This window comes from Asaia bogorensis NBRC 16594 (genome assembly GCF_001547995.1).
Taxonomy (GTDB): Bacteria; Pseudomonadota; Alphaproteobacteria; order Acetobacterales; family Acetobacteraceae; genus Asaia; species Asaia bogorensis.
This window is the reverse complement of sequence record NZ_AP014690.1, coordinates 2,406,995-2,423,177: the sequence shown is the minus strand read 5'-3', so window position 1 is coordinate 2,423,177 and position 16,183 is coordinate 2,406,995. Positions and strand designations below refer to the sequence as shown.

Sequence of the window (16,183 nt, the reverse complement as noted above, 5' to 3'; positions counted from 1 at the left end):
GTAGAGCGGGAGAGACAGAACACAAGCGTAACAGACAAAACATTGCACGGGCCAGACCGGCCGAAAATCGCCACAAACCGCCGCTTGAACCACGGGACGATAGAGAGGACCTGAAGGCAGGAGGAGCACAACCATGAGAGGCGTGTCTAGACTGGGCGTTACGCTCGGGGTCAGCATCATCATGGGTCATGCCGGGATTGCACGGGCTGATTCTCTTGCCACGCTCGGTAGTCTCTCGGCGTTACGCGAGCACGGCGTGATGTTTCACGTGCAGCATACCAACGAGACGCAGGCGATGATCGGCTCTCCCACGCCCGGGCTGGGGCTGGAGAAGGGTGTCGGCAATGTCGGTATCTTCACCTATGGCAGCGACATCGACTGGGAACGTCTGGCGGCCCTGCAAGGTGTCTCGACGCATATCATTCTTGCCAGTGGCTATGGCAGCCCGACGAGCCACAAATTCGGAGATTTTCTGAATCCGAGCCAGGCCACCTATGGCGGTGTCGGCAATGTCGTGATCCATCTGGTCTCGGCCTATGTTGAAAAATCCATGCTGTATGACCGGGTGAGCGCGGCTGTGGGGCGCATGACGTTCCTTTCCGATTTCTCGGCCAATCCGCTCTACTGCAATTTCATGAACGGCGCTTTTTGCGGCAATCCGCGTGCAGCATCGGATAACAAGGCTCATGCGCCATTCCCCATGTCGAACTGGGCGACACGGGTGCGCGTGCAGATTACCAATGAGATGGCCATCAAGACCGGTCTCTACCTGACTGAAACCGAGGCGATCTATACGCACCATCAGACACGCACGGGCTTCAAGTTCAACGGCGCCACGATCGATGGCATGGCCCTGCCGCTTGAGCTGAGCTGGACACCGGCCTTCGGGCCGAGGAAGGGCCTGTCTGGTCTCTACAAGCTCGGCTTTGTTTACGACACGGCCCGTCATGACAGCCGTTTCGAGGGCATGGAAGGGCAGAACCTCTATCTGGTCAGCGCATCGCCACGCCAGATCAAGGGGGCATGGTCGGCATGGGTCATGGCGGATCAGATGGTCTGGCGCTTCAAGGGGCATGGTCGCGATGCCGGGCTGACCCTGCTGGGGGCGGCTTACTGGAACGCGCCACGCACAGCCTTGCGCAAGGCCCAGTATTCTCTGGGATTGTTCATGCGTGGCATGATCGCCTCCCGCCCGAGCGATGCCATCGGGCTTGATATGACGGTCATTCAGGTCTCGCGCGCTGCGCGCCGGGCGCAGCTGGCCGCCTATGCGCAGGGGGGGCATTTGCGGGGGCATACCAGACGACCTCAGGATTGGGGGGGCATCATCGAGGTGTTTTATCAACTGCATATCTGGCGTGGTGTCTCGATTGCGCCTGACCTCCAGTATTACATCAACCCTGGGCTACAGCCTGGCCTGCGGAACCAGCTTCTGATGGGCGTCAAGACGCATATCGAGTTCATCTGACACAATGAACTCTGACTCGCGTGAAGCAGGCGCATCTTGCCAGGGAAGCCTGCTCGGGCTGTGCCGACGAAATGTTGCAGAAAAAGCACATATCTGGTCCGAGTTAAGAAAGATTTTAAGAATCGTTTGCATCTGAATGTAACTTGCCCGAAACACAGCATCGAAGGCCGAGCGCCGCGATTCTGAGTATTGATACCTGCATCGGCAGGTAATGGAGAGGAATTTCCGAGTTGTATTCGGATATGTCAAAACATTTCAGGTCGTTCTGCGCCTCGCTTTCGCTGTCAATAACGGATTTCTGGTGAGTCGTATGCCTGAAGACTGCACGTTCCCTTGTGGAACGCTGAATAATAGCGCCCCCCGCACAGTGGTATCCGGTAGTTACTCAGGCAAACAGAAACGTCTTCTGCTGCTGGCGCTCACGGCCGGTATGGGGCTTGGCGCTGCCGAGGACGCTGAAGCGCAGGATGCCGTCACGACAGACCAGAAGGCGAGTGATGGGCAGTCCATCGCGCTGCCAGCCGTGCGCGTGCACGGCAAGGAGCAGATCAACACGCTCAACACCAACACGACGACGCTTGATATCGGCCGTATGCCCGATAACGTGCGTGAAACGCCCCAGACGGTCAGCGTCGTGCCAAAGCAGCTGATCGAGGAGCAGCGTCTCTTCACGCTCGATCAGGCGCTGTCCAACGTGCCGGGCATCACCATGTCTGCCGGTGAGGGCAATGGCGGCATGAACGGCAACCAGTTCCGTATTCGTGGCCAGCAGGCACGTGGCGACATCTATGAGGATGGCCTGCGCGATTTCGGCAATTATGTGCGCGACGTTTATAACACCGAGAGCGTCGAGGTGGTGAAGGGACCGTCTGGCGAGTATTTCGGTGCCGGCAATGTGGGCGGCGTCATCAATCAGACGCTCAAGAAGGCGCATAGCGGCAATGCTTTCGGGGCTGATCAGTCCTTTGGCAGTGGCATGCAGTATCGTGGTTCGGCGGATGCCAATTACGAGATCAATGCCCATACCGCCCTTCGCGTGAACGGCATGTACAACAAGCAGATGGTGGCAGACCGCAACAATGTCCGCACCGATCGCTACGGCGCTGCTGCCGATCTGGGTGTCGGGCTGGGCACGAAGAACACCTGGCATCTGAATTATCAGTGGCTCGGCAGCCGCGGTCGTCCCGATTACGGCGTGTCGATGATCCAGATCGGCAAGACCTATCGTCCGATCACGGAATACGGCCTGCCACGTGACACGAATTATTCGCGCAATTTCGACCGCGACATGGGCAATGTGCACATTGTCACCTCGAAATTCGCTTCCGTGCTATCCAAATGGCTGACCCTGTCGAACGACACACGTTACTCGCATTACACCCGCAATTTTGCAGCGACGACGCCCGCAGCCTGCTCCGGAGCGTGCGCAACCTCCTTCCTGGCTGGCGGCAATCCGACACTGACTTATGGCGCCGGTGGTGGCATGGGGTACGATCAGGCTGGCTGGGGCGTGCAGAATGTCAGCATGGGCCATTCCAAGTTCCGGACCGGCTTCATGCACCACGATATTCGCGCTGGTGTGGACATCAATTATACCAAGGATGATCGTCTTTACGGCACCTGGATCAACCGGGTGAATAACCAGCAGATCCGTGCGCCGCAATTCGAATATCCGGGCACCATGCTGACCTTCCCGGCAACGGGCAGCCGCACGGCGGATTTCCGCGATCTGGGTCTGTTTCTGGCAGACAAGATCCACCTGACCAAACAGATCTCGGTCTATGGCACGGTGCGTTGGGACGATTACCGCTCGACCTATTGGAGTGCGGCTCAATCCTCGATCGGCGTGCAGAAGCAGAAATCGAACAAGTTCAGCCCGTCCGCCAGCCTGATGTACGAACCGCTGGAGAACACGACCTTCTACTTCACCTTCTCGCAGTCCTATAAGCCTGTGGGTACGGATGTTTCCTCACTGACCATGAGCTCGACAAGCATCGGCGATGTGGCGGCCAATGGGCGCGACCTCAAGCCGCAGCGCAGCGACCTGTATGAACTGGGTGGCAAGGCCGATTTCTTCAACAAGCGCCTTGGCGTGACTGGCGCAATCTTCCAGATCGAGCAGAACAACTCCTTCACCTATGACGATGACGGCAACATCATCACTGGCTTCCAGGATGCAGGCTCCGGTCGTCGTATTCGCGGTCTTGAAGTCAGCGCCACAGGCAAGCTGACCCGCAACTGGGAAATCTATGGCTCCTACGCCTATATGGGTGGCAAGGTGACGAACAGCGCGCTTTATGGCGGCAATCGTGCACCGCAGCTGCCTGCGAACAGCCTGTCGGTCTGGAGCACCTATGATGTGTCCAGTCTGGTCCTGAAGCCCAATAACGGCAAGCTGCAGGCCGGCGGTGGTGTGCAGTATTCGTCGGGTTACTGGTCCAACGAAGGCCGTACAGGGCGTATGCCGGATAACGTGTCGCTCAATGGCATGATTTCCTACGACATTTCGCACTACCATGTTCAGTTCAACGCCAATAACCTGACCAATCATCGCAACTACGCCTCGGCCTTCTCGACCTCGCGTGCTGTCCCGCTTTCGGGTCGGACATTCCTAGGTTCGGTCGGTCTGCGCTTCTGAGCCATGCGGGCTGACGTTCCTGAGCCGGATCGGGATAATCATGAAGGGGAGGCAGGCATAACGCCTGCCTCCCCTCAGGTCGTTGCGCCGCGTTTGCCGCCGCTCGAAAACTCGGTGGCGGCGCAACTCTATCTCGCACAATGGAATCTTGATCGTGGGGCGATGAGCGAGGCCTTCTGCCTTTTCTCACAGGCCGCGCAGTCAGAGCATCCGACATGTCTCAATATGCTGGGGCGTGTGTTCGAGCAGGGCTGGGGGACGAAACGCGACGTGCATGAGGCGCGTCGCCTCTTTGAGCGCGCAGCATCAGGCGGTGAGGGATGGGCGTTTTATAATCTGGCCGATCTTTATCTGAACGGCGATGGTGTGGTGCAGGACCGTGTTCGCGCCTGTACCCTTTACATGGAGGCAGCCCGCCGCGGTGTGGGGAAGGCATTCAATATGCTCGGGCTGATTCACGAGGATGGCTATGGTGACTGCCCTGCCAATCCTCTCCACGCTAGAGACTATTATAGTGCCGGGCGCGATTGTGGCGACGCGACAGCTGCTATCAATCTGGCCCGGCTCGACGCGCTGAGTGGCGTCTGAAGGATAGTCATCGGCCCGAGGTCGGATGCGCCGGGGCGATGTGCGGCGCTTAGTTGACCGAGGCTTCCTTGCGTTCTCCCATTGCAAATGCCTTGAGAATTGATTCTGCAAGCAACTTGGCTGCTTTGGGCGTCAGGCGCAGATGAGCGGTCGGTGCCACGACAATCTCGTTACCATAAGGGCGCTCTGCCGCGAGTGTGACCGTGATGATACCTCCGACATGACCATAGACCGGCACGTTGTCGGCAAAGATGATCGGTGCGGATTCTGCACTGAGCGATGCAATCCCCTGTGCGATCTGATGCAAGATCTTGTCTGAAGTATTATCTGCCATTTGCAGAGTGCCTTTGATTATTGATTGAACGCAGCCGGGTCGAGGCGACGTTAAGGATGTCATAACGCCTTTACCCGAACAAGCACGGTTCTTGAGGCAAAAGCGTGGCGCGTCTTGCAGGCTTGGCGTGAAGCTTCGACGTCGTGTTCTGAATACGTGACCGACATGGCCTCAAACAAGGCCAATATGAGCCCATACCCGTAATGTGAGAAATGCTGGCGCGCATCCGATTGGCCTATCAGGAAGGTTGTGTCGGATGCCGTCTTTTCAAGCCAGGCGTCAGATCATGCGGCTCATGCCTGTCGCGACGGGAGCCTGCGTATCACCGGAGAGAACGATGGCCGATTTCTCGGCAAGGATATTCTCCAGCGTCAGATCAGCCCGTATCTTGCCGCTGGGTGTGCGGATCACAAAGCCCTTGCGAATGAAATAGAAGGCGAAACGGGCGATGCGATAGCTGTTCATCGTTGTGACGATCCGCTGTCGAAGGGACGGAATGGCCTCGATAGCGTCGTGCTCGATGATCAGACTTGGCAGGTCGCGCTCAGGCAGGGCGGGCGGCACCACGACGCAAAGCGCGCCATCGAGTGTCTGACTAAGTGAGAGGGCGATATCATTCGTATAGTAGACATTTCCCTCATAGAGGAATTTTTCACTCAGGCGCCCGACATGGAAAAGCTCGCCATGGTGAATAAAACCGAAATCCTGCGTGCGGAGATACCGTTTGCCTTCGCGCTCGACAAAGAACTGGGCATTGCGAAGCGGACTGTTGAAGTAGCCAACACTGACGCTGGGACTATCGATCCAGATTTCACCGACCGTGCCCTCGGGCAAAAAGGTCTGATGTTCGGGCTCGACGATATGGATATGCTGATCCTCATGGGGCGTGCCACAGCTTGCAAGAACGGAAACGGTCTCGCGGTCAGCCTCGCTGCCTGGATTGGCGAGCGGCAGCGCCTTGCCGTGACTCAGGGCTTCGCGGTCGAATGCGACAAGACTGACACCGGCGCCTTTGCGTCCGGAGGTCACGAGCAATGAGTTTTCGGCCAGACCGTAACACGGGTAGAAGGACCCGCCTCGGAAGCCCTGTTTCTCGAAGCGCGTCTTGAATTTTTCCAGCGTATCGGGACTGATATTCTCTGAGCCATTGAAGGCAATGGTCCAGCGTGAAAAGTTCCAGTCAGGCGAAATGTCCTGCTCTGGCAGGCGGGCGCAATAGCGGTACGCAAAATCCGGGCCGCCGGAAATGGTTGCGCCATATCGGCTGATCGCCTGAAGCCAGCGCGATGGCTTCTCGATAAACTTGTCAGGTCCCATGAAGTAGAAGGGATTGCCCGCAGCCAGTGCAGGAAGCACGGCGCCAACCAGACCCATATCATGGGTAAATGGCAGCCAGCTCAGCCCGGTATCATTGTCCTGATATTGAAACGAAATGAGTTGCGCGTGAATATTGTGGCAGATGTTGCGATGGGTGAGGCAAACGCCTTTCGGGTTTTCCGTCGAGCCCGAGGTGTACTGGATGACAGCCAGTGTATCGGATGTGAGCGCGACCGGCTCATCAAGCGGCACCGCCTTGAGAGCGCTCTCAAGCGGAATCCACTTCAAGCCACTTTTGGCGGCCTGCCCCTGATGGAAGAGGGTCAGTGTATCGCGTTTGCCCAGTACAGCCTTTGCCTCACTGTCCTGCAGTATGAAAGCAAAGCGTTCCGTAGCCCCGATGGCGCTGGGATAGACACCTGAAACAGGCACGTGCCCTGCATACAGGCACGCAAAGAAAGCCACGATATACTCGATGCCGTTTTCGAAAAGGAGAACGACATGGGCGCCCTTGGGCAGGGTACGTGCGAGATGGGCACCTGCCGACGCTGCACGCTCATGCAGTTCGACGGCGCTTAGCGTTTCGGTGACGTTCTCTCCATCACCGAGAAAAAGGAAAATCGGATTTTCCTTTTTCGTCAGGCGGCGGAGCCTGAGCAAATCGACGAGCGTGCGTTCCTTCCAGGCCTCTGTTCCGACAATGGCCTGTTCGTCTTCATACATCTTGCAAAGCCTGTTCGCTGTCGTCGGAGGAAGGCACTGTCACCGTGGCGTGTTGCGCATGCAGTTTGTCGCAGTAAGCGATGACATGTTCGGGCGTGATCAGTTTGGTGCATTCGAACTGCCGGGGCGTGTCCGCATGGCGTGGGCAAAAGAGGATATCGCTGTGCTCGAAGGGTGTTCTGATATCATGCCAGCAACTGTTGCAGACATGAGGATTGAACACGCGATAGGGCGTATGGAACTCGTTTGACGGATGGGTAAATCCACTGATCATGACAACCGGCGTTCTGGCTGCCCAAGCGAGCCAGGACAGGCCACTTGAGAGGCCGATAAAGAACGCCGCGTGATGGAGCCACCAGGCGCGTTCGGCGAGCGGACGGTCCCCCGTTTCGTCACGGGTGCCATGCGGAATATAGTTCCAGTGATTGCGATGACCGCCCACCGGGCTTTTGTCGATGCACACGACCTCGTAGCCAAGCATGTGCAGATGATCAATCACCTTGTGCCAGCCATGCGGGTTATTCCAGTACTTGCACTGGCTTGAGGCCTGGGTAGCGATCACGACATAAGGCTTGTCGATCGGGCGCGTGGCGACGGGCCATGGCGTGATACGCGGGGGTACTTCCTGATCGTCGACGCCCAGAATATGCGCCGCTGTCCGGTGCAGGCCCACCAGACGGAAATCCGAGGGCTGCCAATTGTGGTCAGCATCGCTGAAAAAGAGGCCGATATAGTACGTGGCGTAGAATTTATCGCGTTCGGCTGCATACTCGGCGAGTGTGCAACACCGGATCCCTGGGTACTGACCGGCAAATAATTTGCAGGCTTCCGGGTTCATGGCGACCGTTAATCGGCAGTGGTGTTTTTCCTGGAACTTGATCGCATAGGAAAACCATCCAACAGCGTCGCCCAACGTGTTGCCAGGCAGCAATATGGCCACGTCCCGGTCACGGCAGTCATATTCGTGAACGAGAACGGTCTCGTTGGTATCAAGCGACTGCACCTCGATACGCATGGGGATGAAGTAGCGCTTTACTCCGAGGATCGTGCAATTGCTGGCTTCATCGTTATAAAGATATATCGAGCGCTCCATGTCCATCATTTTGACCTGCCAGCGACCCGGCGGCACGCTGATGCGCGCCCCTGCGTTGAAGTCGAAGGCAATATCGTGCTCGGTACGTTGTGTGGGCGACGGCGCTGGTTCAGGGAAAGCGCCGCCGTCAAGCAGCGCCGGAGCGCTCGATACGTTTGAGCTGGATGATGTCGTTGTCGCGTCGTTCTCTGCCTGCGGTTCGGCGCTTTCGTCGCCGTCCGCCGGCTGGTTTGACGCCGCACCAGAGGTGTCATTTGAGTCGAAGTTCAGGATTGAATCAATGATGGCATCAATCTTGCTCATATCAGCCTCGGCTCTGCCGGTCGGCGATGACCTGATTGATCATCAGTTCAACCTGTTCGTATGCGATCATCTTCGTGCATTCGAAGTCACGCTCTGTGTTGGCGTGACGGGGGCACCACATATAGTTCGTACGGTCGAACTCGATCGTGACGTCATTTGAACAACCATTGCAGACATGTCGATTGATTACACGGTATGGGGTCTCAAACTCGTTATAGGGCTCAGTGAATCCGCTGATCATGATGACGGGGCAGGCACTTGCCCACGCTAGCCACGACAAACCGCTCGACAAGCCGATAAAGAAATCGGCGTGCTGGAGCCATCTTGCACGCTCGCTCAGCGGGATGGCTCCGGTCATATCCTCGGCGCCGTGGGGAATATGGTGCCAGATCGTTTCGTGACCGGCAACACGATCACGATCGATACAAATCACGCGGTAGCCCTTTTCCTTCAGATAGCTGACGGTGCGGTGCCAGCCCTCGGGATTATTCCAATATTTGTTATGGCCGGTCGCTTGGGTGCCGATACAGACATAGGGCTCCTCGATAGGGCGCCCCCCATCGGCAATGCGTATCCTTGGACGTCTTTCCTTTGGGGGCATTCCCAGGATGTAGGCTCCTGATACGATCAGGCCGACTTGCCGGTAGTCGGTGGGCTGATGATCGCGGTTCAGATCGTTGAAGAAGATAAGAACCTTGTAGCGCGCGTAAAAGCCTTGCTCGAGGATCGACTGGTCCTCAGTAACAATGAGTGCATCGTTTCGTCCCGCAAATAGATCCGCGAAACCCGGGCGTACAAGGCAATGTATACGACAACGATGGCGAGCGGCAAAGGCTTCGACATGCCCCATCCAAGCCAGATGATCCCCCAGAGCGCCAAGGTGCATATCAATCAGGATATCCTTGCCGACAAGACTGAAGTCATGCTCGAATACAGTCACACCCCTGCGCTGGACACGGAAGGCAAAAGGAACAAAGTATCTCTTGGTCGTGCAAACCACGCCAGCCGCGAGATCTTGTGCGAACAAAAGAGTTTGGGTGGCGGTATCCTTGATTTCTACGCGCCATTTATCAGGAGGTAGGCCGATACGGCAGCCGTCCTGAAAGTCGTACTTAATTCCCTCGGGGCCGACCTGGCTCAGCGGAAGGTCCATTTTGATGCTCTCGGCTATACGGCGCGGCAGCGCGCGCTGTGTTCAGCACATATCTCGCCGTAAACCCGAAGAACGGCCTGACGTGTAGCGCTAACTGAATATTGACGAGCGGTCTTTTCAGCATCGTCGAGCATTCTGTCAATGCGTGGCGACCTCTGCTTGAATTCAAAAATAAGTTGAGCGAGACAGTCGACGACTTCCTCACATTGTTCCGGTGAGAACCAGTGGCCATTGCGGTGCGAGGCATAGTCCTTTCCGCCTGTCCCATGGAAGCCCACGAGCGCGCAGCGGGACGCCATAGCTTCAAGTGGGGTGAGCGGAAGTGCCTCTTGTCGTGACAAAGCTAGAAATATAGCTGACTTTCCCATGATGTCCGCGACTTCGCTTTGACTGCAGTTTTCCAAGAGGTTCCAGGGGACATTGCTGGTTTCAGGATATTTGAGATGCAGCATGCACATAATGATAAAAAAAAGCGGTGAATTCACGCTTTCTGCGGGCCATTTGCGCGGATTGGTTGTGATGCAAAGCTGTTTTTCCCTGGGGTGGAAGAGCTTTGTATCAACCGAATTCGGGATGATGTATACCTCGGGAACGCGCAAGACCGCTTTGAGAGACTGGGCTGTCTCATTTCCTGGTACGATGAAATGCCGGAAACCCATGTCATGCAAAGCCTGGCCGCTCTGTCTATAGCTATAAAGATAAAAAGGATTTTGGCAGAATAATACCTTCGTGCCCGCGAACGGTGTCATCGCCATTTCGAGCAGCCAATCTGCTAAAATTTCAGGGAAAATCAGAATATCGTCGTCCGCCGCGCTGAAATTGTCGCAAACGGTGATGTGGTCCGAGACTTCTATCCACGTTGGCTTGCCGGCCGGCTGGTAGACCATCACATCGTAGCCTACCTGCGCGAGAATTTCGGCATGCTGATAGGTGACCTTGATCCCGCCCGAGATGACTTCTGGGCTGAACGGATTAAGAAAAATAATCTTCACTCTCAGGGTCCTTTATCGGTGCGAAAGATTGTCATGCAGCGAGGTATAGGCTCTGGGCCCGATGTTCCAGTGACGAAAATACGACCTGCTTCCCGCCTGCATTGTTGCACGACACCTTGGCATTTCTGTTCCACCAAGCACAGGGATATCCTTTCCCACGGTGCAGTCACTCGCGCTTGCATGCTGCTGAAATATCCCCGACAGAGCGTCATAGAAAGTAATTCAGACCATAAACCGAATGGGACGCAGTGATTGTCATTAGCGACAACAAAATCACGGCAGTATCAATCTTAAATCGGGATTCTAACAGGACGATTTGACGTTCGCAAAAGTTAATTGATTACATTTGATTGACTATGACGAAGTATTAATTTTCACTCCTTTGACGCGCAAAGCGGCGCTCTGCGCCAAGGCCATCCACTTTTCGGATAGCGCGAAAGTGATAGCATTATACAAACACTTACTTGTTGCATCGCCCGCGAGTTCATGACATCTGTTGTTTGCTAATAGACAACGTGCCTCTCCTTCAGGGGAGGCGCTGTCGATGGTCGGTAAATTGAGGCGTCTAAAAAGACCTCATCGCGCCGCACGCGATGGCTGGATGCATCAGACCGTTATTTGTTGAGGGATAAAGATGGCTATCACATCCAATGTCACCGCAAGCGGTGCGAAGATTTCTAGCGCAGCCGGTGTCTACTCGGTTCTCAGTGGCGCAACACTGACCGTGCAGGGCGCCGGGTTCGTTACGAATGGCGCAATTGTCTCCGGGTTCGGTAACGGTCCGAACAATTCGGGTGCTATCCCTGGCCAATCGGGTGGCACTAACTATCCGGCGTTGTTGCTCGCATCCGCCGGTGGCATTGTTTCCGGCTCGACTGTAGGCTTTGGCGGCGTCGCCATGGGTGTTTATGGCGGTACTGCGGCAGGCGGAACGGCTATGAACAGTGGCTCCTTTGCAGCTGCAAACGGTGGCTTCGTAAGTGGCGTGACTATCGGTTCGAACGGTGGTTTGCTGGCTTCGACTGTCTCTGGCGAAGGTGGTGGTGCTGGAACCGTTATCGATTCCCATGTCTTGGCTGGCGGTTATGCGCTGGCTGGTGGCGGCTTCACTATCAAGGGGCAAGCTTTCGCAGGGTCTGGTGTCATCTCTAGGGGTACATTTGACGTCGGCTCTACGGAGATGCTCGTCTCGGGTGGCACAGATGTGGGAAGTCTCATCGGCGGCACCCAGTTCGTTTCATCTGGGGCAAGTGCTCTCAAAAGCATATTCAGCGCGGGGACCCAGCTCATCTCGGCTGGTGGCGTTGCCAGCGGATCGATTGCTTCGGCAGGTGGTCGTATCGAGGTTTACGCTGGGGGAGTCGGCTCCTCGTTTACGATCGGGTCGGGCGGAACGCTGCATGTAAATGCCAATGGTGTCGTGAACGGGGTTCAGGTTCAAGCAGCGGGTGCTGCGTCAGCGGATATGGCCGCGGTGATATCTGCAGCAACAATATCCGGCGGTGGTACATTGTCTCTTGCTTCGGGTGCAACGCTTGTAAACGGCGTGCTCGCTGGAACCACAAAAGACGGTGGTGCTGGTGGCCTGCTGGTACTCGAGTCTGGGGCGGTTCTGAGTGGTATTACCAGAATGGGCTGGAAAAGCCGGTTGGATATTGACAGCCTCCTCTACAATTCCGGTGCGACGATCCAGGCGTCAGGTAATACGATATCTGTCCTGAACGCAGACGGCACGGTGATGTGGACCGGTTCGTTGACCGCAGGTGTGGCGTCTGACTATCATTTGGAGGCCGATCCCACTGACGGAAGCATGGTCCTCGTGTACGACAAGTGCTTTCTAAAGGGGACCATGATTCGCACCGATCGCGGCGAGATTGCGGTTGAGAATCTGGTCGTGGGCGATCAAGTGCTTGCCATGGTCAATGGTAAAGAAGTGCTGCGTGAAATTATCTGGACCGGTCATCGCTCGACCACGGTTCGTCAGGGATTGCCCGACGATGAAGCCGGTTATCCGGTACGTATTAAGCAGAATGCGCTTGGTGAGAATGTGCCGCATAAGGATCTGCTTGTAACGCCTGAGCACGCCATGTTCCTGAACGGTGCCTTTGTGCCGGCTCGTATGCTGGTAAATGGAAGTAGTATCTTCTATGATCGCACTATTACCCAGTTCGATTTTTATCATGTGGAAACGGACGAACATTCGATTATTTGGTCTGATGGTGCACTGAGCGAAAGCTATCTTGACACTGGCGATCGCAAGACCTTTTCGCTGAATAGCCCGGTTGTGCGTTTGCTGAATGCCCCCCAGCGGGATTGGGCTCTCCATGCCGCTGCGCCGCTGAAGGTCGAGCGCGATTTTGTCGAGCCTCTCTTCAATGAACTCGAAGCGCGGGCGAAGGTTCTCGGTATGGAGCGAATCGCGCTTCCTGCTGCGACGACTGAGGATTCCGATCTGCATCTGGTTGATACATCTGGGCGTGTGATCCGTGCTCTGCGCAAGACGGGTCGTGCGCACGTCTTCATGGTGCCAGCTGATGCGAGCGAATTACGTATCGTCTCTAGGACTGCCCGCCCGGTCGACATGGTTGGACCGTTTGTAGATGACCGCCGTCGCCTCGGTGTGCTCGTCGGGGAAATTCAGATTTGGGAAGCGGGTGAAACTCGCGTGCTCGATACGCACCTCAAGGCAGATGCGTTGTCTGGCTGGGCTAACCGCGAGCAGGGCGCTCATCGCTGGACAACGGGGAATGCAGTTCTTCCGTTGACGGATATGCGTTCGGGCGTTGCTGCTATGCTTTCAATCGAGATCCAGGCGGGTGGCCCGTATCTGATTGAAAAGGAAGCAGACGTTGATCAGGCCGCCGCTGGGTAAGCGATCCTGATCAGTACGGCGGGGCGGAAGGGGGTATCGACCCCTTCCGCCCTTTTTCATGTTTGATGACCGACTACCGAGCCGTTTGGGTTCGGCTGTCAGGATATGCGGTCCTGCTTCTCGCGCGGAAAATTCACGTTTTTTTTAGCGCAAGAAACCAGTCGGGATATGCCGCCTCACCATTGAGGGGACATCTGAAAACACCGGGAAAACATGGACTTAGTTATCCGCCAAAATGAATGTTTGTATAATCAAAATATGGGATAGAATGCATCTATAATAAGTTCTGATATATCAGCTCGTTGCGTGTCGATTTCTTCTATGTCAGGGAATTATGAGTTAATTAATTGTGAACGATCACATGGTGTGCCCCATCTTCTGTATTTCTGTGCGGAAGATACTGCCTATGCTTGTCGCCAACATGGCAGTACGGCGCCGATGAGACGTTCCTGGCGGGGAGGATGGCACATGGGTATTACCTCTACAGGCATGAGCGGTAACGCGTCGATTACAAAGACGGGTCCGACAACATACCGTGTACTGAGCGGCGCGACGCTGATCACGACAGCTGCGAAATATTCAACGTCTAACGTCTATGTCGACGGGCTCGGCGCCGGCGGAACCAACAACCCTGCGATGCTCATTGCGTCCGCAGCGGCTGTTGCCTATGGCGCAACGGCCGTATCAGGAGGCGTTGTCCTCGCCGGTGGCAAGGGCATGGTTGCTGGCGGTACAGCCTATAACAGCGGTGGTTTTGCGGCCATCAACGATGGTGTCGTCAGTGGTGCCACGATCGGGAATCAGGGTGGCGTCCTTGCCAGCAAGATGTCCAACTATGCTGGTTCGCCTGGCCTTATTGTCGATACCCATGTGCAGTCGGGTGGCGTCGGGCTGGCGGGCGGTGGCTTTACACTCAAGGGACAGTCTTTTGTTGGTCCGGGCGTGATTTCCGCCAGCAAATTCGACATTGGGTCTACCGAGGGGCTTGCCAGTGGTGGCACGGATCTTGGGAGTATTGTTGGCGGGACACAGCTCGTTTCGGCTGGCGGATCGGCCGTTGGTACGCTTTTCAGTGCGGGCACGCAGTTGCTGGGCGCAGGTGCTTGGGCCAGCGGATGTATCGCTTCTGACGGTGGGCTTATTCATGTCGGCGGCGGCGCACGCAGCCTTGCTGCGACCCTTGGCGCAGGCGGCAGTCTGGTGGCTGATGCCTCTGCCACGGTCGACACGCTGACGATCCAGGCCGCTGCTGCTGCCACGCTCAAGGCGCAGTCCTATATGACGTCGGCGCTTATTGCAGCGGGCGGCACGTTGACTGTCAATTCCGGTGCGACCCTCGTGAATGCCGTTATTTCGGGTATCAGCAAAGATGGCGAGGGTCCTGGTGGTCTACTCGTCGTTCAGTCTGGCGCTGTTCTCAAGGGAATCACGATCGGCTGGAAGGGGCGTATCGATGTGGATACGCTGAGCTGGACCGATGGGCAGCGTATTGTCTACGGCAATAATTCGATCAGCATTGTCGATGCGACTGGCAAGGTTGTCTGGACGGCTGATGTCCATGGGACGAAGGGCAACGCTGCGACGGATTATCACCTTGAGCGTGATCCGACAGACGGCAGTACGATCATCGTCTATGACAAGTGCTTCCTCAAGGGCACCATGATCCTGACAGATCGCGGCGAAATTGCCGTCGAAGATCTGGCGGTAGGCGATCGCGTGGCGGCTTTCGTTGATGGCGAGACCGTTTACCGTGAGATTGTCTGGCTGGGTCATCGCTCTACAATCGTTCGCACGTGGCTCGAAGATGACGAGGCGGGTTATCCCGTACGCATCGTTCGCAACGCGCTGGGCGAGGGGGTGCCGAGTCGGGACCTTTTGGTGACACCCGAGCATGCCATGTATCTCAATGGGGCTTTTGTACCCGCGCGTATGCTCGTTAATGGTCGCAGTATCTTCTACGATCGCACCATCACACACTTTGATTATTATCACGTCGAAACAGATGAGCACTCCATTATCTGGGCGGATAACGCTCTGAGCGAGAGCTATCTCGACACGGGCGACCGCAAGCGTTTTGCGCAGTCTGGCGCTGTCGTGCACCTTCTGAACGCTCCCGAGGCAACATGGGAGGGCGATGGAGCCGCTCCGCTGCGTGTTGATCGTGGTTTTGTCGAGCCTCTGCATGCCTCTCTGGCGCACCGCGCCGCGTCGCTCAACCTCGGATCAAACCAGCAAGCGCCTGAAATTACTGAAGATCCTGATCTTCACCTCGTGGACGAAAAGGGGCGCATCATGCGCAGGATGCGCGTGGTCAATCGTTCCAGCGTGTTCATGCTCCCGCCCGATGCCAAGCGCGTGAGGCTGGTTTCGCGTGTTTCGCGTCCGGTCGATGTGATTGGGCCATTTCATGATGATCGTCGCCATCTAGGCGTGCTTGTTGGCGAAATCCAGATATGGGAGGCCGATAGAACACGTCATCTTGCTGACCATCTGAGTGATGAAACTCTTGAAGGTTGGGCAAATATTGAGGATGGTCGTCAGCGCTGGACAACTGGTTCTGCATTGATTGATCTCAGTGATCGACAGTCTGACGCAGTTTGTATTGTTGCAATTGAAGTCTTGGCAGGTGGGCCATATCTTACACAGGCCCCCGCCCAACTTTGCGGAGCTCAGGTGGGCTGAGTTTCATGGTTTAATCGGGC

The 16,183-nt window shown here is 56.2% G+C and carries 10 protein-coding genes; 5 read left to right on the top strand and 5 right to left on the bottom strand.

Features of this window, described 5'->3' with window-relative positions; genetic code table 11:
* Positions 1–133: 133 nt before the first annotated feature.
* From Asbog_RS10695 to Asbog_RS10685, 3 genes are all read left to right on the top strand, one after another.
* Positions 134–1,468 carry a carbohydrate porin gene (locus tag Asbog_RS10695; RefSeq protein WP_062165127.1) on the top strand — a complete coding sequence of 445 codons (1,335 nt, stop codon included), beginning with the start codon at positions 134–136 and terminating at the stop codon, positions 1,466–1,468.
* Positions 1,469–1,778: 310 nt separating this feature from the next.
* Positions 1,779–4,106: a TonB-dependent receptor domain-containing protein gene (locus tag Asbog_RS10690; protein WP_083510991.1), complete on the top strand. Its 2,328-nt coding sequence runs from the start codon at positions 1,779–1,781 to the stop codon at positions 4,104–4,106.
* 3 nt (positions 4,107–4,109) lie between these two features.
* A complete protein-coding gene (locus Asbog_RS10685) occupies positions 4,110–4,694 on the top strand; it encodes a tetratricopeptide repeat protein (protein WP_062165126.1) in 585 nt (194 codons plus the stop codon).
* Between the two features lie 49 nt (positions 4,695–4,743).
* Here the strand turns inward: Asbog_RS10685 and Asbog_RS10680 are convergent, their stop codons facing one another.
* From Asbog_RS10680 to Asbog_RS10660, 5 genes are all read right to left on the bottom strand, one after another.
* Complete coding sequence (locus Asbog_RS10680) at positions 4,744–5,028, bottom strand: hypothetical protein (RefSeq protein WP_031241304.1); 285 nt, start codon at positions 5,026–5,028, stop codon at positions 4,744–4,746.
* A gap of 279 nt (positions 5,029–5,307) precedes the next feature.
* On the bottom strand, positions 5,308–7,068 hold the full coding sequence (locus Asbog_RS10675; RefSeq protein ID WP_062165125.1) for an AMP-binding protein: 1,761 nt from the start codon (positions 7,066–7,068) through the stop codon (positions 5,308–5,310).
* Positions 7,061–8,464, bottom strand: coding sequence for an autotransporter strand-loop-strand O-heptosyltransferase (locus tag Asbog_RS10670; RefSeq protein ID WP_062165124.1), 1,404 nt, complete (start codon positions 8,462–8,464; stop codon positions 7,061–7,063). Before Asbog_RS10670 ends, Asbog_RS10675 begins: the two co-directional genes overlap by 8 nt.
* A gap of 1 nt (position 8,465) precedes the next feature.
* Entirely contained in the window at positions 8,466–9,617 is a 1,152-nt protein-coding gene (locus tag Asbog_RS10665) for an autotransporter strand-loop-strand O-heptosyltransferase (RefSeq protein WP_062165123.1), read from the bottom strand.
* Between the two features lie 14 nt (positions 9,618–9,631).
* Entirely contained in the window at positions 9,632–10,609 is a 978-nt protein-coding gene (locus Asbog_RS10660) for a glycosyltransferase family 4 protein (RefSeq protein WP_062165122.1), read from the bottom strand.
* 634 nt (positions 10,610–11,243) lie between these two features.
* Here Asbog_RS10660 and Asbog_RS10655 point away from each other — a divergent pair.
* Both Asbog_RS10655 and Asbog_RS10650 read left to right on the top strand, forming a co-directional pair.
* Positions 11,244–13,481, top strand: coding sequence for a Hint domain-containing protein (locus Asbog_RS10655; protein WP_062165121.1), 2,238 nt, complete (start codon positions 11,244–11,246; stop codon positions 13,479–13,481).
* Positions 13,482–13,949: 468 nt separating this feature from the next.
* Positions 13,950–16,163, top strand: a complete 2,214-nt coding sequence (locus tag Asbog_RS10650) for a Hint domain-containing protein (RefSeq protein ID WP_171840689.1) — start codon at positions 13,950–13,952, stop codon at positions 16,161–16,163.
* Positions 16,164–16,183 lie beyond the last annotated feature (20 nt).